This window comes from Streptococcus sp. 29892, from assembly GCF_032594935.1.
GTDB lineage: Bacteria > Bacillota > Bacilli > Lactobacillales > Streptococcaceae > Streptococcus > Streptococcus hyiners.
Window position 1 is genome coordinate 1,575,879 of sequence record NZ_CP118734.1, and the last position, 17,453, is coordinate 1,593,331.

Consider the following 17,453-nt stretch of genomic DNA (forward strand, 5'->3'; position numbering starts at 1 on the left):
ATTTTTTCAACCTAGGCGAAGATTTTTCTCAGAGATATTCACGAAGGGCTGTTTTTATAGTATCAAAATCAAATCCTTTGCGGGCCAAAGCCTGTGTCAAACGTTGTTTTAGCTCATATCCCTCATATTTTCGACTGTATTTCCGATACTGCTTATCCAACTCCTTGGCAATCAACTCTGCTTCATTTTCTTCATCCGATGTCAAGTCTAATTGAGCAAGGCTTTGTTTGGCAAGCTCATAGGAAAAACCCTTAGCCATCAGCCCCTGAATCAGCTTATCCAGCAAGGCACGCAGAGGCAACTTGGATTGATACTTTCGACTTAACTTTTCTGCAACCCTTTCAGCCAGGTCTGAAAAATCAATCTCAGCCAGTCCATCTTCTATGATTGATTTTGAAATTCCCTTCATCATCAATTTTTGACGAAGCATAGCCGGTCCCTTGTCACCATTCAAGCTATTCTGACGGATATAGGTTTCTACATAGGCTTTATCGTCAATCCACCTATCTTCTTCCAAATTAGCAACTATTTTTAGAGCAGTGGCTCCTGCAATCTCATATTTTTCCAGATAATCCAATACTTGTTTTTTGGTTCTCTGCTTAAAGGAAATGAAATACAGGGCTAAATTTTTTCCATAGGAAAATTGTGCAAAATCCCGAATGGCTTGAAATTCCTCTTCTGTGATGTCCTTGTCCTTACTGAGCATGAAGCGAACAATGGTATCTTCTGTAATATAGGTATTTTCCTGTCCTTCAACTTCTAAGAGATAGAGCCGTTTTTTCTTTTCGATTTTTGTAATTCTCATTCTTTCATTATACAGGAATTTTCGGTAAAATAATAATATGAATCTACAAGTAAACCAACGAATTCCCTTGAAAATCAAGCGAATGGGTATCAATGGAGAAGGTATTGGCTTTTATCAAAAAACGCTAGTCTTTGTTCCTGGTGCCCTCAAGGGAGAAGAAATCTACTGTCAAGTAACATCTGTTAAACGTAATTTTGTGGAAGCAAGGCTACTGAAAATTAACAAAGAATCAAAATTCCGAGTCAAACCAAGCTGTGACATTTATCAAGCCTGTGGCGGCTGTCAAATCATGCACCTCCGTTATGACAAGCAACTGGACTTCAAGCAAGACCTGCTCCAACAAGCCTTGAAAAAGTTTAAGCCAGCAGGCTATGAGGATTACCTCATTCACCCAACCATTGGAATGGATCAGCCAAGTCATTATCGGGCTAAATTACAGTTTCAAACCCGTTCATTCAAAGGTCAAGTCAAGGCTGGCCTCTATGCTGAAAATTCCCATCGCCTGATTGGTATTACAGACTGCTATGTCCAAGACAAGGAAACCCAAAAGGTTATCAATAGGATTGCTGACCTCCTAACTAAGCACCGTATCCCTATTTACAACGAGCGTAAGGAGCAGGGCATTCGTACAGTTATGGTCCGCAGGGCCCGTCAATCTGGTCAGGTGCAGGTTATTTTTGTCACCTCCTGCCAGGTTAATCTGACCAAACTCATTGAAGAAGTAACCAAGCAATTTCCTGCCATTGTCACTGTTGCTCTAAACTGGAATAGACAGAAGTCCAGTGATATATACGGAGAAAAAACGGAGATTCTCTGGGGCAAACAGGCCATCGAAGAGGCAGTTTTGGATTACGAATTCTCCCTGTCACCTCGGGCATTCTACCAACTAAATCCCCAACAAACGGAAGTTCTCTATGGTGAGGCTGTCAAAGCTTTGGATATAACAGGTAATGAAGACCTAATAGACGCCTACTGCGGCGTGGGAACCATTGGCTTTGCCTTTGCTAAAAAGGTCAAGTCTGTTCGGGGGATGGACATCATTCCAGAAGCCATCGAGGATGCTAAGGCCAACGCCAAACGGATGGGACTGACCAATACCCACTACGAAGCAGGCAAGGCAGAGGACATCATTCCCCAATGGTACAGGGATGGCTATCGGGCTGACGCCCTGGTGGTAGACCCCCCTCGGACTGGCTTAGACGAAAAACTCCTCAAAACGATTTTGGAATACAAGCCTGCTAAGATGGTCTATGTATCCTGCAATGTTTCGACCCTAGCAAGAGATTTAGTTGAGCTGACCAAAGTCTACAAGGTTGAATACATCCAATCTGTTGATATGTTTCCCCATACCGCACGGACGGAGGCGGTTGTGAAGTTGAGTAGGAAGTAAGCTGCTGACAAGGTTTATTGCATAGAAAAAAAGCAAGCCTTGCGAGGCTTGCTTTATGCTTGTTCTAAAAAGGCAATCAGGGTCTGGGCAGACCGTTCACCTGCCTGGATAATAAATTCATCAAAGGTGATATTGGCATCCCCTTGGGCTGTATCACTCATGGCACGGATGACTAAGAAGGGTTTACCTGTATTAACGGCCGCTTGGGCAATAGCCGCTCCTTCCATCTCCACAGCCAGAACTTCTGGGAAATGTTCCTTTATGCTGGCGATCTTATCTTGACCGGCAATAAAACTGTCACCGGTTACAATCAGACCCTGATGACTGGTTATTTCCTGCTCTGCCAAAACGCCTGTTAACTGTTCTAACAAAACTTGGTCAGCTGGATAATACAATTCCTGCCCTGCCATTTGCCCATAGGCGTAGCCAAAAGCCGTCACATCAACATCGTGGTAGGCCAAGTGAGTAGCTACCACCACATCACCGATGGCAATCCCGTCAGCTACTGCCCCTGCTGAGCCTGTGTTGACAATGGCGTCCACTGCAAAGCGGTCAGCCAAGATGGCCACAGACATAGCTGACATGACCTTGCCAATACCCGACTGGACAAGCACTACTTCATGCTGACCAATACGGCCTTGGTAATAGGTCCGACCCAAGACAGCTACTTCTACCTTGTCTTGCAGCTGCTCTACCAAAATCTTCAGCTCCTGGGGCATGGCTGCGATAATTCCAAATTTCATGGTTTCTCCTTAAATAAACAAGACAGCAATGATAAAGATAATCAGTAAAAGAATGACCCAAAAAAGAATTGTGTTGACTTTTCCCCGAAATTCTTCGCGTTTGATGGTTTCAATTCTTCGACTTTTTACCACCGATGGTTTGACAGGGATACGGATGGTCTGTCCTTCCTCGTAGCCTTGGTAATCTTCATCTAAAATGGGCTCAAAAATTTTTTCATCCATGGATACCGTTTGCTTGGGACTAAAATGTCCAAAGCGTTCATCAGTATCCGCCTCCTGCATTTTTTTCACTCGTTTTAGTATTTCATCCGTTAACAAGGGCTTGCCCATTGCCAATTTCCTACTTTCTCATGAGTTGTAAATATTGGACTGCCATAATGGTCTTCGCATCACAAATATCTCCACTTGCTACCAAGTCCAAGGCTTCTTCTAGAGTTACATAAGACAGTTCAATGACCTCGTCCTCATCCATGGGACGAGGGTTTTCCACTTTAACCAAGTTATCAGCTAAATAGAGGCGAATACGCTCATTACAAAACCCGATAGCTGAGTAAAAATCTGCCAACAAGGTCAGCTTGTCACTGGTATAGCCTGTTTCCTCTTCCAATTCACGCAAGGCAGCATCTTCCAGTGTATCTTCTTCGCCTAGTTCCAACTTACCTGCGGGAATTTCATAGATAGCGCGCTCGATAGCCTTTCGATATTGTTTGACCAAAATCATTTTACCTTCAGGAGTGACTGCTAAGACACATACTGCCCCCTTGTGAAAGATGAGTTCACGCTTGCCAGTCCCACCATTTGGCAAAGCCACATCATCGACGACGACATCAAAGATATGCCCCTTGAAAATCTCAGTACGGTTGATGGTTTTTTCTTCAAAATTCATGGCATCACCTATTTTTGGCTTGGATGGAAGGGAAAACGGGTCGCGTAGCCTTCCTTGTTTTCCTGACGACCACGACCGATACCGATGGCATCTTTTGGAATGTCCTTGGTAATGGCAGAGCCAGCAGCAAGCAGGGCATTGTCACCGATGGTTACTGGAGCGATGATGGTTGAGTTTGAACCGATAAAGGCATTGTCGCCAATCGTGGTCTTGAATTTATTTTTACCATCGTAGTTGACAGTAATAGTTCCTGCACCAACGTTGACATTGCTGCCGATAGTGGCATTTCCCAAATAGGTCAAGTGACCTGACTTGGTTCCTTCACCCAGTGTCGAAGCCTTGACTTCCACAAAGTTTCCAACATGGACATCTTTTTTCAGATGGCTGTCTGGACGGATATGGGCATAGGGGCCTACTGTCACGCCCTCTTCGATAACTGATTCTTCAATGTCTGAGTTGCTAATAACCACATCTGCTGCGATTTTAGAATCACGTACACGGGTACCGTTTGTCAAAATCGTGCGTTCACCGATCACTGTCTGACCTTTCAAGACAACGTTGGCTTCAATAACCGCTTCAGCTCCAATTTCTACATCAATGTCGATATAAGTCGCTTCTGGATTAACAAAAGTCACTCCGTTAATCATGTGTTTCTCATTGATCCGCTTGCGCATGACCGCTTCAGCAGTCGCAAGAGCTACACGGTCGTTAACACCCAGGCTTTCATCAAAGTCTTTGAGGACATAGGCCCCAACTTTTTCGCCAGCCTGACGGAAAATAGAGATGACATCCGTCAAATAGTACTCACCTTGGGCATTGTCCGTATTGATCTCCTTAAGAGCTTCAAACAGGCGCTTGTTGTCGAAGAGATAGGTACCAGTGTTGATCTCCTTGACTTGTTTTTCAAAATCATTGGCATCTTTTTGCTCAACAATCTTCAAGACTTCATCATCAGCATTACGGATAATCCGACCATAGCCAAAAGGATTGTCAGCCTGGGCTGTCAAAATAGTCGCAACGTTTTTATGGCTGATATGGAAGTTAATCAAGTTCTTCAAGCTTTCGCCTGTAATCAGCGGTGTGTCACCTGCAATGACCAGTGTTTGTCCTTCCAGACCTGCCAAAGCTGGCTCTGCCATCATGACCGCATGACCTGTTCCCAACTGTTCAGATTGGAGGGCAAATTCTGACTGACCCTCTAAAACAGTCTGTACCAATTCTGCCTTATGACCAACAATGGTTACAGTCTTGGCAGGCTCCATGGCATCCACGGCACGCTTCACATGCTCCAACATGGTAATTCCGGCCACCTTATGTAAGACCTTTGGTAAGTCAGACTTCATGCGAGTTCCCTTACCCGCTGCTAGGATAATTGCATAGTTATTGCTCATAAGTATCTCTCTTTTCATTTGTATATGACCCTATTATAGCAAATTTTGTGTTTTTTGGAAAATACCAGAAGTGTGCCAAGTTTTAAGTCAAGCAAAAAGGAGCCTGAGCTCCTTAGATCGTTAAGTGAAGACCTCGCAGACCGTCCTCTCTAGTTTGTTCCGTCAGGACTTTAAACTCCTCCCAGACAGGGCGTTCTTGGTCTGTAAAACGGAGATTGGCGCCAGGCAAGCTAGCATTGGAAATGGCCTGAACAAAGCCTGATAAACTGGTTGCCAAAGCCACACCGTCCTTACTGGCCACATCTTCCTTGGTCACAAGCAAGGCTGACTGCAATTTCTCCGTCAGTTCTTTGCCGGTTGTTTCCTCTTTCCCGGCCAGAATGGGAGAAAGCTGGTCCAACAAATCAATAACACGTTGTTTATCCATAGGATCCTCCTAGTTTTTTATTTTTATATTATTATACCAAAAAACCAGAGGCGAACCAGAAAAAACTTACATTTTAGGATAAACCAATTCAAATTCTTCACAGACAACCAGCATATCTTCTGAGAAGGACAGGCCTGCTTCTGCCAGCCAGATAGTGAAAAGCTCTTCATGAACCTGCCGCCAGTGAATCAGACTTTTCGCTTTTATGTCAGACAAGTCACCTCCCTGACGGAACTCGCCCTCCTTATAGGCATGATCCGCTGTCACTTGGGAAAATGGCGTCACATAGACCTTGGTTGTTTGGATAATGCAAACAGCCTGACCTTGTCCGTCCAGAATGATGTCGTAGCCACCAGCTGTTGGGATTTCTTCTCCCTCTACTGCATAGAGGGCATGGGCAGAACTGGTCGAGGTTTTGATGCCTCTAGCCACCAAGTCAGCCAGTCGATCAGCTTCCGCCCCAAAGGCCCAGGCCTCTGGCTCAGGACCTGCTTGGGGATTGATGGCAAGAAATTCTTGCCAGAGTTGTGTTGGTGTCATGGGATTTTCCTTTCTACTTCAAACTCCAGCCACCATCGATGGTGATGATCTGGCCTTGCATGGAGGCGAGTTTGCCGCTGGCCAGCATCAAGGTCAGCTCTGCTATTTCGCTGGGCTGGGTCCAGCGTCCAATAGGAGTCTGTTCTGCCACCCAGTCCGCTAGACCTCCAGGCTCAAAGTCCTTCTGGGTCATGCCTGTCTTGACAGCACCTGGGGCAATGCCAAAGATCTGGACCTTGTCCTTGGCATAGTCCAGTGCCAACTGCTTGGTAAAGCCCGCCAAAGCGTGCTTGGAGGCGGTGTAGGCAGAGCCTCCACCACCTGCTAGACTGGAGGCAATGGAACACATATTGATAATGATGCCCGACTGTCTGTCCACCATTTGCTGCAGATAGGGGCGGGTCAGTCTGGTCACCGCGAAAAAATTAACCGTGAAGATGCGAGCTAATTCGTCCTCCGAAATATCGAGGTGGGGTCGGTAATCGTCTAGAATGCCTGCGGTGTTACAGAGGACATCGACTGACTGGCACCAGGAAAAGACGGGCGATAAATCGCCTGTCAGGTCCAGCTGTAGAAAGTGGAAATCGCCTGCCAAATCAGGCTTGCTGGCCTGATCAATCCCGTACACACGCCAGCCATTTTCCAAAAAAATCTTCGCCTGTGCTAAACCAATGCCGCTGGAAACGCCGGTGATGAGGGCTGTCTTAGTCATGGACTTCTACCCAGTCGGTCGCAAGGACATCGCAGGGGGTCGGGCTCCACATGGAGAAGCCCTCACCCTCGCCGGTCACGTTGATGAGGAAGTAGGGCGTCGCCTCCAGCTTTTGCCCGTGGACTTCGATGGTATCAAAGAGCTGGACGTAGTTCTCCGCCCCGCCCCAGCCTGTGCGAACGTACTTTTTCTTGGCCTTCAAGCCTGGTAAAATTTCTTCAAATGTCATTTGAAACTCCCTTATTCTTCTATCTTTCAATCATTATACCAAAAAAATCGCTTCTATTTCGGTTTCCTCACCAACAAAACCGCACTTCCAATCCAAAAGGCCATGGCTGGCAGAATGAGCAACACCAGATTGAGCCAAACTGGAACGGTCATGACCATATTCACCACACCGCCAACAATCATGAACAGATAACTAGGCATAAAGACATAGCGAACCAACTTTTCCTTTTGGAAAAATAGCAGAGCTAAACCGAGAACGGTAAGTGGTACTGCAAGCCCCCAGCCAGTCAGAACCAGGTCAGGTTCCTTGGGGATTGCCCAAAGACGAAGCCCACAAATCAGGAGAAAAAGAAGGGGAATGCAGAGAAAGCTTGCCCAAACCTTGATTTTGCTGGTCTGGTAAATGAGACCGCGAATAATGAGGAAAATCCCTGCTGGCAGGAGGAAACTGAGAGCCGTGTCACACACCAAGCCCAGCCAGTTGAGCGAAATGGTTCCTGTCCCTGCAAAGTCCATCAGCCATTGGCTGCCGAGGTAGATGACCAGCATGAGGCCACTCAGGTTTGCGACTTCCACGAAACCAATCGGAGGGAGGTAGCTGAGTAGGTCGTCTGCCATCTGCTTGCTGTCCTTGCCTAGAAACTCTTCTGCCGAAAGCCCGTCTTTTTGGGCTTCAAGTACGTCTTGGTAGATGGATAAGAGCTGGGCAGTCACTGCTTCTTCCTGCCTGTGAAAAACAGAGGCAATCATCATATAACCATTGATACGACCCATATACTCCTTGTTTTCCTTGGTCAGCTGGTTTTCAATCACTTCAATCTGCTTGCGGTATTCCATTTGTTTGCTCATCTTATTCTCCTTTCAATCGCTGAACCTTTTGGACCAATTCCGTCCACTGGCTCCAAAAATCTTCTAGATAAGCCTTTCCCTGGTCTGTCAGATAGAAATACTTCCTGTCTGGTCCGTCTGGTGAAGACTTGTTTTGGCTGACAATTAAGCCATTTTTTTCTAACTTCTGGAGCAGAGGATAGACTGTTCCCCCGACCATGTTTTCAAAGCCCTGTTTTCTCAACTCCTGAACCAGCTCATAACCATAAATCTCCTTCTGACTGATAATTTGTAAGACACAGCCGTCTAGGACACCTTTGAGCATTTGGGTTTCTTTCATAAGCCCTCCTCAACATCTGTAAAAAATCCAAACAGTAAGCCTGATACTAACAGGATTCCTAAGATCAAAATAGAATCCAAAGTCCAGCCAGTTATAATAGCAGTCATAAGCGTGATGCTTACTAGTTTCCAATTTTCCCGACTTTTCTTATCCAATTTCATACTGCCTCCCTATTCTAGTTTGTAATACCAACTAGTTTAGTAAAAATAAAAGTGATTTTCTTTGTCTTCTATCACTAGTTTGTTTTACCTATTAGTCTTGTATCTATAGTATAACACAAGACAGCTAGTATGTAAAACAAAATAGTGAAAACTATTCAAAAAAACATCACTTCTAAAAGTTTGCGTCAACATCTCAGCACAGTGATAGATTGCTTCAACAGTCTGGGGAGAGACTGTTGAAGGTGGGAAATAAAACAAACGCAGTTTGTGTCCAAACAATCTGAGAAATTGTTGGAGGTTGGAAATAAAAAGTTACGGTAGCAACATATCTAAAAACACATAAAAAACTTGGGTTGCCCCAAGTTTAGGAAATAATTTGTTTGTAAGACCGTGTCGTGATAGCATAGACCACTAGGTAGAGGAGGAGATAGCCACCACAGATGCCTGCAGTCACCTGCAACATAAGTCCTGCATTGACCACACCGATAGACAAAAGAATGGATGATAGCATCTTGTAGGCAAAGGCAAGATGAACAAAGGCAAGTAGGATAGGTAGGAAAAAGACGGTCAGCAATTGCTTGCGAATGGACTGTCTCGTCTGATCCTCATCCAAACCAACCTTGGTCATAATGACGAAGCGATCTCTGTCTTCATAGCCTTCTGAAATTTGTTTGAAGTAAATTACCAGCACCACCGCCATCAAAAAGATGAGTGATAGCAAGAGGCCGATGAAGAAAAGTGAGCCTGCAAAACTGAAGAAACCACGCATGGCATAAGCTCTGTAGGCGAGACTGATGGCGTTCGTTCCATTCTGTAATATATTGGACTCCCAAAGCTCACTTTCAAAACTTCCTGATAAAAAGGTGTCATGGCTATCTACCTGCTCTGCTTCTGATAGACTGCTTTCAAAGCCCATATAATAGCGATTTTCGGCTTGATTTTCAAATATTGTCAAGTCTTGAACAACAATGACCAGATACTGGCTGAGAAGGAAGGAACCATGATCTGGTAGATGTCCTAAAGTCACATTCTTGGGCAAGACTTGGACAACTTCCATTTCCTTTTCATCAAAGGTGAGGGTTTGACCAGCTTGATACTGGACTCCCTTACTATAAATGGCTACTTGATCACTTGACAACTGGAGTTTTTCTCCCGTCATCTTTTCATAGCTGGCTTGATTAAGGACAAAACCGATCCCCAATCGGTCAGAGAAATCCATACCAGCAGCTTCTTCATCCGTCAAAAATTTTATTTGCTGGTTTGTCACCTCAGAAAAATAGGCTTGCTGGTAAGGATAGACTACCTTACTTTCAACAGGAATATCTGTCTCTTCTAAAATAGCTTCCGCCCACTCCTCCCACTTCTCCGTTTGAGCTTTTGAAGTGGTTGGTTGCATTCCAACATCGATCGAATAGTCATTTGGATTTTGATTGGCAATATAATCTTTGCCACCGATGTAAATATTGAGTCCTCCAACCATGGTCACCAAGAACATGCTAGAGAGGATGGTAATGGTCGCAAGACCCAGAGCATTTTTCCGCATACGGAAAATCAAGTTGGATACAGAAATGAAATTATCTGGCTTATAATAATAGGTCTGACGCTGTTTTAGCCAGTTTAAGAGACTGATGACACCTGCGTGGAAGAGCAGGTAGGTCCCAAAGATAACCAGAAGAGTCGCTCCAAAGAAACTCGGAACCGCCTGAAAGGGATTGGTCACTAGCTGGGCAATGGTATAGCCTGCCCCCAGTAAAATAATAGCTAAGAGGGTCTGTAGCCAGAGGAAGCCTGATTTCTTATCCCCACGCTTCTTGCCCTGAACCAGTTTGAGTGAGTCGGTCAAGCCCAATTTCCCAATATTAAAAAGGCTGACCAAGGCGAAAATACCAAAGAGATAAGCAACTACAATACCCAAGGTTTTTAGCTGAAAAGTTGATGCCAAAACCACAGGCATCTGCATGGCCTTGAGCAGGAGTGCATAGAAGAGTTTATCTAGAGCCAAGCCCAGCAACAAGCCTGTCAAAATACTACTGGCTGCAAAAACTAGATTTTCTAGAAAAGTCATCAAGAGAAGGTGTTTTTTCTCCAAGCCTAGGATACTATAGACACCGAACTCTTTTGACCGCTGCTTCATGACAAAACTATTGGCATAGAAGACCATGATGGCAACTGCCAACATGACTACAATCATACCGAAGCCCAAAACCATGGTTACCCCATTGGCTCCCTTGACCTGACCTAAATCAGGATGAAAGGCAAGCGCAGTGAAAATATAGGCAATGGCAGTGGACAAGCTGGTCATCAGGGCATAGGGAAAATAGAGCCTGCGGTTCTTTTTTAGATTGGTCAGAGCCAATCGAACAGTTAGTCCAAACATACTACTCACCTCGATTCGCCATAAGTGTCAAGGTATCTGAAATCAGCTGATACATTTCCTGACTGGTTCTCTCACCTCGGTATATTTGATTGTAGAGGATGCCATCCTTGATGAAGAGGACCCGTTTGGCACGACTGGCTGCCGCTGTCGAGTGGGTTACCATCAGAATCGTTTGTCCTTCTTGATTGATTTTTTCAAAGATATCGAGAAGGGTTGCCGTTGATTTGGAGTCGAGGGCTCCAGTCGGCTCATCCGCTAAGAGGATTTCTGGCTGAGTAATAATGGCACGCGCCACCGCAACCCGTTGCTGCTGACCACCCGAAATCTCGTAGGGCATTTTGTCTTGCAAGGTCGCAATTCCCAGGCTATTAAGCGTATGAATGAGTCGCTTGTTCATCTCATCAATCGGAAAACGGGATAAAACCAGAGGCAAAAGCACATTGTCCTTAACAGAGAGGGTGTCCAAGAGATTGAAATCTTGGAAGACAAAGCCCAATTTCTCCCGACGAAAGGCTGCCGCTTCCTTGCTCTTGATAGACTGGGTATCCAATCCGTTAAGCAAGACCTGACCCTGCGTTGGCTTATCAAGGGTTGCCAAAATATTGAGCAAGGTGGATTTTCCAGAACCAGACTCACCCATAATAGCGACATATTCACCCTTTTCCACTGTAAAATGAATATCCTTCAAAGCCTCAGCCTGACCCGCCTTAAAGCGAGAACTGTATATCTTTTGAACGTGTTGTACATCTAAGAGTGTCATTACTACAACCTCCTTTTCTTTTTTCTACCCCCATTCTAGCTCATCCTCCGACAGTCTGCCATAGCCCTAGCTTTCATTTGCGTGACAGTTTTGTAAGATTAGTCAAAAATCAACTCCACTTCTTTGATACCGATTCGCACCTCTGTCCCCTGACCCACTTTTGATTTTAGCTTTAGGGAATAGCCCAGCTCCGCAGCAATTTTCCGTGAGAGGTAGAGACCCAGCCCCGAAGATTGCTGGGTTCTGCGGCCATTGAAACCTGAGAAACCACGCTCAAAGACCCGTTCCAAGTCGCTCTCAGCAATCCCTATTCCTGTATCACGAATGACCAAATCATCCCCGTCCAGAAAAATCGAGATGCTTCCCCCCTGACAATACTTGAGGGCATTGGATAAAATTTGTTCTATCAAGAGACCCAGCCAACGCTTGTCTGTCTTAACGAGCCTATCCAGCTGACCCAAGTCCAAGCTAGTATTGGCCTGAATGAAAAAGAGGGAATATTTCTTGACCAGACTTCTGACCAACTCTTCCAAATTGACGGCTTCGATAACCAAATCATCATGAAAGGACTGTAAACGGAGATAGTTCAAGACCAGACCTGTGTATTGCTCAATCTTGAAGAGTTCTGATTCCAGTTGGTGACGGACTGAACTACTATCTACTTCCTTGGCCAAAAGCTGACTGGCTGCAATTGGTGTTTTCATCTGGTGGGCCCAGAGGGTGTAGTAGTCATCTAATTCTGTCTGTTCCTGACGCTGTTTTTCAATCAAGAGCTTGTTCTGGACTTCTAGTCGCTCCACCTTCTCCAGTAACAAACGCTCACTGGCTGTCCCAGTAGCCACTTTTTGACCACGCCAGATTTTTCCAAAGCGGGAAAATTCCCTGATAAAATCCCAGAGGAGGACGAGGAGCCAGCAGATAGTGAGCAAGGTGAGGGCGTAGAAAACCAGGTTTCTTTGGATGTCAAAGAGCCCACTATAAGCCAGAATGGTCGTGGCAAAAAGACAGTAGCTGACCAGAAATAGCCAACGATGACGGAGCCAAGAAGTTAGAAAATCAGGTAACATTTCCTTATTCATGTGTCCACACCAGGCCGTAGCCTACTCCTTTCTTGGTCATGATTAAGTCAGGCAGGCCCAGCTCTGCCAATTTTTTACGCAGGCGAGCGATGTTAACCGACAAAGTATTGTCATCCACAAAAATATCACTATTCCAGAGTTCTCTCATCAACTCCTCGCGGCTGACTACTTCCTTACCATGTTCAAATAAAACGCGTAAAATCTGAAATTCATTTCGGGTCAATTCCTCTACAGCCTGTCCATAGGACACCTGCATGGTCTTTAGGTCTAGGGAAATCTCCTCAAACCAGAGTACACTTTGTTCTCCGACAAAGTCATAGGTTCTTCTGAGAAGCCCCTGTATTTTAGCCAAAAGCACCGTCATTTCAAAGGGCTTGGTCACATAGTCATCCGCCCCCATATTGATTGCCATGACAATGTCCATGGGCTGGTCATGGGAAGACAGAAACATAATGGGCACACGGGATGTCTTGCGAATTTCCTGACACCAGTAATAGCCATTGAAAAACGGCAGACCAATATCCAGCAAAATCAAATGGGGCTGAAAATCGCTTATTTGGTCCAACACCGTCTGAAAATCTTGGACCTCTTGAACCTGATAACCCCAGTTTGTAAGATTCTTAGCAACTAATTGACTAATAATTCGGTCATCCTCAACCAGAAGAATTCTCTGCATAACATTTTCCCTCTCTTACTATATACTATTTATTATAGCCTAAATTTCAGTAAAAAAGGGGGATTTTCTACATTTCCAACCCAGATTTGTCTTTCCACACATATTTCGTTATACTAGAAAAAAGAAAGGATTGCCATGCCGAATTTACTCAACTACATTGAAGATACCCAATATGACAGCTTTTACGACCAGCCCCTCAACAAACTGGACATTTTGGCCCTGACCGAGCTTTCCTACCTCCCTTTTGACAGACTGGTTCCCGCTTCCTTTACAGAAACTGGCATCCGGCTGGACCATCTGGCAGAGCAGTTTGAGGCCACCTATCAGAATGATTTCCCACCCTTTTCTATGGTGACCAAAAACCGCCTAGCCTTATTTGCCCTTCTAGCCAAATCCATACGCTTCAAGTCTATCAAGGCATTTGGCTTCGTTGACGACTATCAGTTGGACCAAGAACAACAATTCTCCGCTATCAGCTATCGCCTAGATAGACAGACCATCTTGACAGCTTTTCGTGGGACTGATGACACTATCATCGGTTGGAAGGAAGACTTCCACATGACCTATATGGATGAAATTCCTGCCCAGCGTTCTGCAGGTGTTTATCTGGAGAACATAATGTCTAGTCAAATAGGGAATTTCTATGTATCAGGACATTCCAAAGGTGGAAATTTAGCCCTTTATGCTGCTAGCCAGCAAGCTCCTGAGTTGCAAGAACGCATCCTTGCTATTTACTCCTTTGACGCACCCGGGCTCCATAAAAAACATTTAGATGCCCCTGGCTACAGAAACATCCAAGACCGTATCCACCCTATCATTCCTCAAAATTCTATTGTAGGAATGATGTTGGAAACACCTAAAAACGCCCAAATCGTACAAAGTAATACCCTCGGTATCTTACAACACATCAGCTTTTCCTGGGAAATCGAGGGACAGGATTTCAAGTCAGCCCCCACCCTGACCAATGACAGCCTCCAAACCGACCAAACCCTAAAAGCCTGGACTGCCAGCCTGACGGATGAAGAATTAAAAGAATTCTTTGACCTCTTTTTTGGTATTTTCATTCAGGCAGGTATTGAGCGTTTCAGCGACATAACTGTCAATCCCCTACAAAAATTACAGGAAATGGACCGATTAAGGAAAGAATTTTCTCCTCAAGAAGCTGAAATGATGGACAAACTCATTCGGCTACTCTTCGATACACGCTACCAAATATGGAAAGAGCATGTTAACACCTCCATTCCAAGTCCAGACATTTCTCTGCCAGACTGGCGCAAACTCTTCCAATTGGATCATTCAGATAACTCAAAAACTAGCTCAGGTGACTGAACTAGTTTTTGTTATCGAATCTTCTTAAAAATTGAGATAGCTTTTCCAAGCCCTTAATTAAGGTTACTTTTTCACAGGCATAGCCCAGACGGACATAGCCATCACGATCAAACCGATTGCCAGGTACTAGAAGAACACCATGTTCTTGCAAGAGTTGCAAGCAAAATTCTTCCATAGGCATATCCACTGCAATCTTGACAAAGCTTGTAGATACGACCGCTGGTCGAATATAGGAAACCAAGGGTTCCTTCTCAATCCATTGGTCCAAAATTGCTAAATTCTCTTCTAAAATGCGCCGATTTCTCTTCAAAATCTCTTGGCGAGATGCCAGCGCGAGTTGGGCCACCATGTCATCAAAGACACCTGCACAAATCATAGTGTAGTCCCGATAATCTCTCAATATATCTGTCACTTCAAGATTGGCTGCCACCCAGCCGACACGAATACCTGGCAGAGAATAGGTCTTAGACAGACTATTAACCGCAATACCCCTGTCATAGACATCAATAATAGACGGCACATCCAGTCCAGAAAAAGAACGATAGACTTCATCCGAGAGTATGTAAGCTCCAACTTCACCAGCAATTTCCGCCAATTCTTCCAAATAAGCCCTATCCATGACTGCACCAGTTGGATTATTGGCATTATTGATGCAAATCATCTTAGTGTTAGGACGGATGAGCTGACGCAGTTTTTCCAAGTCTGGTAACCAGCCATGCTCTTCCTCAATCTGCCACAAATCTACTTCTGCTCCTAAGGACTTTGGAATATCGTAGAGTTGTTGGTAGGTCGGGTAGAGAGAAATGACGTGGTCACCTGGCTCAATCAAACTGTAAAGAACTAACAAGTTGGCCCCTGTTGCCCCATTGGTTTGGAGAATTTGTTCGGGACTGACCTGTTCGTAGAGCTGGCTGACAGCCTCTTTAAATGCTGGCGAGCCTTCTATCCAGCCATAGTTGAGCTTGGTGCCCTGCAATTTTTTATAAAAATCCTCAGGATTGGTACCCGACAAGGCGAATAATTCATCTAAGGTTAAGGCAGAAATGGACACTCCTGCAATGTCATAAGTGGCGCTGGTTTCGTGGACATTTAGCCACTCCTCAACACCGAAACGTGGTAATTTCATTTTTATTCCAACTTCATTTTTTTACTGTCTATATTGTACCACATTCTCACATAAAACGTATAAATATTCAAAAAAACCAATTTCTTCTAAGTAAAAGAATAGATGATAAACTAGTGATAAAATAGGATTTTCGCGGGAACCGAATCTGTACAACTTGTAGGCAAAATACAAACATGAGATAAATGACGCAAATCAAAACATCTCAAATCTTCTATCCGACATTAGAGAGCCCTCCAAGAAAACAAATTCCCAAGGCAACTGGTCCCTCCTATTTTACATTGAAATAGGCAATAAAGGATTATTTCCATCCTGCCTGACATCCATATGTAGTCGCTAACTAAAACCAAGCCCAATATTCACCGTAAATAGGATGGAAAGAGAGACGATAAAAAAAAAGGATAAGCATAGAACAAGCTAGAGAAGATAGGCAAACACCAAGAAGGCATATACAAATTTTTTCATGACCAACCTTCCTATTCATTTGTTACCTTAAGTATTTTGGCATATATTTCATTTCAATCACAGAACAAAACATTCTACTCTGACAGTTGACTTTCCGACTCAATTGCCGCCAAGAGTTTGCTATAATAACCCTGCTCATCAGCCAAGAGCGGGCTGTTGGGTAGCATTTTTTTAGCCTGAGCCAGTGATTTCTTCAAAGCCTTGTTATCTTTCGTAATTCGCTGATGGTAGAGAGCCGCAATGACTTGGTAATTCCCCATAGGGTACTTGAGCAGGGACTTGACTTGCTTGTCCTGCCCCAACTCCCTAGCTTCATCTTCCAACCCCTGCAAGATATAAACTTCCAACAAAATAAGCTTGCTTGCTTTGATAATGTAATCATTATCTGATGTGGCGATCAATTGTTCCAAGCGCTCTTGAGCTTGTCGATACTCTCCCTTAAAAATCAAGAATTCTGTCCAGTTGAGGTAATGTGTTTGTGGCAAATGACCAGGCAAGATTGGGAGCTCCAAAATAAAATCACTCAAGTTAGCCGCAGTCGGATCCACCAATGCTTGAGCTGTATGACGAAGGGCATGATAGGTCAGCCGACTGTAGGCAGGGTGAGCACGCAATTCTTGTATCTTAGCACCATCCAAGAAACCAGAGGGGTTGGCATTGAGAATGAATAAAGATAGATTGAGAAGAATTTGCGATAATGGTAGCCCCCACTTCCCCGTCAAAACTCCCATCAAAGCAGAAAGCAAGACTAGAACAAGATGAACAATCAGGCCACCTGCAAACATCAAAATTGCCCGAGGGTCATTCTCATCTTTTTTGACCCCGATATACTGAGCAGCTGCCCCTTGCACAATCACGGTTTTCTTCCATTTCCAGCCCTGGTCAGTCTTGACCAACAAGCGATTACCCAAGCCAAGTGCCACCAAATCAAAACCTGTCAACCAACCAAAGAAGGCATGCCCCAATTCATGGAGAATGAGAGTCAGGTAAAAACTACCTAGAAACCAGACATAACCTAGACCAAACACCCACAATCCATGGAAGGAATCATTTTCTGGTAACAGCTGAGCCATCCCATAAGTCGAATACATGGCACTCGCGAAACCACAAAGAACAGAAACACCTATAACAAACCAATTCCACACTTTTTTCATAGCAAACCTCCGTTTTATATAGTATAACAAGCAAAGACT

The 17,453-nt window shown here is 44.6% G+C and carries 20 protein-coding genes; 2 read left to right on the forward strand and 18 right to left on the reverse strand.

Annotated elements, in window-relative coordinates:
• Nucleotides 1-28: 28 nt before the first annotated feature.
• Nucleotides 29-805 carry a recombination regulator RecX gene (gene recX, locus PW220_RS07895; RefSeq protein WP_248054031.1) on the reverse strand — a complete coding sequence of 259 codons (777 nt, stop codon included), beginning with the start codon at nt 803-805 and terminating at the stop codon, nt 29-31.
• Nucleotides 806-842: 37 nt separating this feature from the next.
• On the opposite strand from recX, the gene rlmD reads away from it, so the two are divergent.
• The gene (rlmD, locus tag PW220_RS07900) at nt 843-2,195 is read left to right on the forward strand and encodes a 23S rRNA (uracil(1939)-C(5))-methyltransferase RlmD (protein ID WP_248054030.1); all 1,353 of its coding nucleotides are present in this window, start codon (nt 843-845) and stop codon (nt 2,193-2,195) included.
• Nucleotides 2,196-2,248: 53 nt separating this feature from the next.
• Here the strand turns inward: rlmD and PW220_RS07905 are convergent, their stop codons facing one another.
• The 15 genes from PW220_RS07905 to PW220_RS07975 all read right to left on the reverse strand — a co-directional run bounded on the left by PW220_RS07905 (nt 2,249) and on the right by PW220_RS07975 (nt 13,343).
• The gene (locus PW220_RS07905; RefSeq protein WP_248054029.1) at nt 2,249-2,938 is read right to left on the reverse strand and encodes a 5'-methylthioadenosine/adenosylhomocysteine nucleosidase; all 690 of its coding nucleotides are present in this window, start codon (nt 2,936-2,938) and stop codon (nt 2,249-2,251) included.
• 9 nt (nt 2,939-2,947) lie between these two features.
• Nucleotides 2,948-3,268: a cell wall synthase accessory phosphoprotein MacP gene (macP, locus tag PW220_RS07910; RefSeq protein ID WP_248054028.1), complete on the reverse strand. Its 321-nt coding sequence runs from the start codon at nt 3,266-3,268 to the stop codon at nt 2,948-2,950.
• A gap of 10 nt (nt 3,269-3,278) precedes the next feature.
• The gene (locus tag PW220_RS07915) at nt 3,279-3,824 is read right to left on the reverse strand and encodes an NUDIX hydrolase (protein ID WP_105117470.1); all 546 of its coding nucleotides are present in this window, start codon (nt 3,822-3,824) and stop codon (nt 3,279-3,281) included.
• 8 nt (nt 3,825-3,832) lie between these two features.
• Complete coding sequence (gene glmU / locus PW220_RS07920) at nt 3,833-5,215, reverse strand: bifunctional UDP-N-acetylglucosamine diphosphorylase/glucosamine-1-phosphate N-acetyltransferase GlmU (protein WP_248032747.1); 1,383 nt, start codon at nt 5,213-5,215, stop codon at nt 3,833-3,835.
• A 112-nt stretch (nt 5,216-5,327) separates the two neighbouring features.
• Nucleotides 5,328-5,642 (reverse strand): hypothetical protein, encoded by a 315-nt coding sequence (locus tag PW220_RS07925; protein WP_172029086.1) that lies wholly within the window; start codon nt 5,640-5,642, stop codon nt 5,328-5,330.
• A gap of 66 nt (nt 5,643-5,708) precedes the next feature.
• Nucleotides 5,709-6,182 carry an ASCH domain-containing protein gene (locus PW220_RS07930; protein ID WP_248054027.1) on the reverse strand — a complete coding sequence of 158 codons (474 nt, stop codon included), beginning with the start codon at nt 6,180-6,182 and terminating at the stop codon, nt 5,709-5,711.
• A gap of 13 nt (nt 6,183-6,195) precedes the next feature.
• Complete coding sequence (locus tag PW220_RS07935) at nt 6,196-6,894, reverse strand: 3-oxoacyl-ACP reductase (RefSeq protein ID WP_248054026.1); 699 nt, start codon at nt 6,892-6,894, stop codon at nt 6,196-6,198.
• Nucleotides 6,887-7,123 carry a DUF2829 domain-containing protein gene (locus tag PW220_RS07940; RefSeq protein ID WP_004194840.1) on the reverse strand — a complete coding sequence of 79 codons (237 nt, stop codon included), beginning with the start codon at nt 7,121-7,123 and terminating at the stop codon, nt 6,887-6,889. Before PW220_RS07940 ends, PW220_RS07935 begins: the two co-directional genes overlap by 8 nt.
• A gap of 53 nt (nt 7,124-7,176) precedes the next feature.
• Nucleotides 7,177-7,971, reverse strand: a complete 795-nt coding sequence (locus PW220_RS07945; RefSeq protein ID WP_248054025.1) for a DUF1129 domain-containing protein — start codon at nt 7,969-7,971, stop codon at nt 7,177-7,179.
• Between the two features lies 1 nt (nt 7,972).
• Nucleotides 7,973-8,290 carry a PadR family transcriptional regulator gene (locus tag PW220_RS07950; RefSeq protein WP_248054024.1) on the reverse strand — a complete coding sequence of 106 codons (318 nt, stop codon included), beginning with the start codon at nt 8,288-8,290 and terminating at the stop codon, nt 7,973-7,975.
• Complete coding sequence (locus tag PW220_RS07955; RefSeq protein ID WP_248054023.1) at nt 8,287-8,451, reverse strand: hypothetical protein; 165 nt, start codon at nt 8,449-8,451, stop codon at nt 8,287-8,289. Before PW220_RS07955 ends, PW220_RS07950 begins: the two co-directional genes overlap by 4 nt.
• Nucleotides 8,452-8,815: 364 nt before the next feature.
• Nucleotides 8,816-10,828, reverse strand: a complete 2,013-nt coding sequence (locus PW220_RS07960; protein WP_248054022.1) for an ABC transporter permease — start codon at nt 10,826-10,828, stop codon at nt 8,816-8,818.
• A gap of 1 nt (nt 10,829) precedes the next feature.
• Nucleotides 10,830-11,588, reverse strand: coding sequence for an ABC transporter ATP-binding protein (locus PW220_RS07965; RefSeq protein ID WP_248054021.1), 759 nt, complete (start codon nt 11,586-11,588; stop codon nt 10,830-10,832).
• A 98-nt stretch (nt 11,589-11,686) separates the two neighbouring features.
• The gene (locus tag PW220_RS07970) at nt 11,687-12,667 is read right to left on the reverse strand and encodes a sensor histidine kinase (RefSeq protein ID WP_248054020.1); all 981 of its coding nucleotides are present in this window, start codon (nt 12,665-12,667) and stop codon (nt 11,687-11,689) included.
• A complete protein-coding gene (locus PW220_RS07975) occupies nt 12,660-13,343 on the reverse strand; it encodes a response regulator transcription factor (RefSeq protein ID WP_248054019.1) in 684 nt (227 codons plus the stop codon). Before PW220_RS07975 ends, PW220_RS07970 begins: the two co-directional genes overlap by 8 nt.
• Nucleotides 13,344-13,478: 135 nt before the next feature.
• Here PW220_RS07975 and PW220_RS07980 point away from each other — a divergent pair, with 135 nt between their 5' ends.
• A complete protein-coding gene (locus PW220_RS07980) occupies nt 13,479-14,672 on the forward strand; it encodes a DUF2974 domain-containing protein (RefSeq protein ID WP_248054018.1) in 1,194 nt (397 codons plus the stop codon).
• A 1-nt stretch (nt 14,673) separates the two neighbouring features.
• Here PW220_RS07980 and PW220_RS07985 read toward each other — a convergent pair whose 3' ends face one another.
• Nucleotides 14,674-15,798 carry an aminotransferase gene (locus tag PW220_RS07985; RefSeq protein ID WP_248054017.1) on the reverse strand — a complete coding sequence of 375 codons (1,125 nt, stop codon included), beginning with the start codon at nt 15,796-15,798 and terminating at the stop codon, nt 14,674-14,676.
• A gap of 536 nt (nt 15,799-16,334) precedes the next feature.
• Nucleotides 16,335-17,414: a site-2 protease family protein gene (locus PW220_RS07990; RefSeq protein WP_248054016.1), complete on the reverse strand. Its 1,080-nt coding sequence runs from the start codon at nt 17,412-17,414 to the stop codon at nt 16,335-16,337.
• Between the last annotated feature and the right edge of the window lie 39 nt (nt 17,415-17,453).

Coding starts and splice junctions, on each gene's coding strand:
- PW220_RS07915 (WP_105117470.1), bottom strand. CDS start 3,824: ATGAATTTTGAAGAAAAAACCATCAACCGTACTGAGATTTTCAAGGGG.
- PW220_RS07945 (WP_248054025.1), bottom strand. CDS start 7,971: ATGAGCAAACAAATGGAATACCGCAAGCAGATTGAAGTGATTGAAAAC.
- PW220_RS07930 (WP_248054027.1), bottom strand. CDS start 6,182: ATGACACCAACACAACTCTGGCAAGAATTTCTTGCCATCAATCCCCAA.
- PW220_RS07965 (WP_248054021.1), bottom strand. CDS start 11,588: ATGACACTCTTAGATGTACAACACGTTCAAAAGATATACAGTTCTCGC.
- PW220_RS07950 (WP_248054024.1), bottom strand. CDS start 8,290: ATGAAAGAAACCCAAATGCTCAAAGGTGTCCTAGACGGCTGTGTCTTA.
- macP (WP_248054028.1), bottom strand. CDS start 3,268: ATGGGCAAGCCCTTGTTAACGGATGAAATACTAAAACGAGTGAAAAAA.
- PW220_RS07980 (WP_248054018.1), top strand. CDS start 13,479: ATGCCGAATTTACTCAACTACATTGAAGATACCCAATATGACAGCTTT.
- PW220_RS07905 (WP_248054029.1), bottom strand. CDS start 2,938: ATGAAATTTGGAATTATCGCAGCCATGCCCCAGGAGCTGAAGATTTTG.
- PW220_RS07940 (WP_004194840.1), bottom strand. CDS start 7,123: ATGACATTTGAAGAAATTTTACCAGGCTTGAAGGCCAAGAAAAAGTAC.
- PW220_RS07970 (WP_248054020.1), bottom strand. CDS start 12,667: ATGAATAAGGAAATGTTACCTGATTTTCTAACTTCTTGGCTCCGTCAT.
- recX (WP_248054031.1), bottom strand. CDS start 805: ATGAGAATTACAAAAATCGAAAAGAAAAAACGGCTCTATCTCTTAGAA.
- PW220_RS07960 (WP_248054022.1), bottom strand. CDS start 10,828: ATGTTTGGACTAACTGTTCGATTGGCTCTGACCAATCTAAAAAAGAAC.
- glmU (WP_248032747.1), bottom strand. CDS start 5,215: ATGAGCAATAACTATGCAATTATCCTAGCAGCGGGTAAGGGAACTCGC.
- PW220_RS07975 (WP_248054019.1), bottom strand. CDS start 13,343: ATGCAGAGAATTCTTCTGGTTGAGGATGACCGAATTATTAGTCAATTA.
- PW220_RS07955 (WP_248054023.1), bottom strand. CDS start 8,451: ATGAAATTGGATAAGAAAAGTCGGGAAAATTGGAAACTAGTAAGCATC.
- PW220_RS07990 (WP_248054016.1), bottom strand. CDS start 17,414: ATGAAAAAAGTGTGGAATTGGTTTGTTATAGGTGTTTCTGTTCTTTGT.
- PW220_RS07935 (WP_248054026.1), bottom strand. CDS start 6,894: ATGACTAAGACAGCCCTCATCACCGGCGTTTCCAGCGGCATTGGTTTA.
- rlmD (WP_248054030.1), top strand. CDS start 843: ATGAATCTACAAGTAAACCAACGAATTCCCTTGAAAATCAAGCGAATG.
- PW220_RS07985 (WP_248054017.1), bottom strand. CDS start 15,798: ATGAAATTACCACGTTTCGGTGTTGAGGAGTGGCTAAATGTCCACGAA.
- PW220_RS07925 (WP_172029086.1), bottom strand. CDS start 5,642: ATGGATAAACAACGTGTTATTGATTTGTTGGACCAGCTTTCTCCCATT.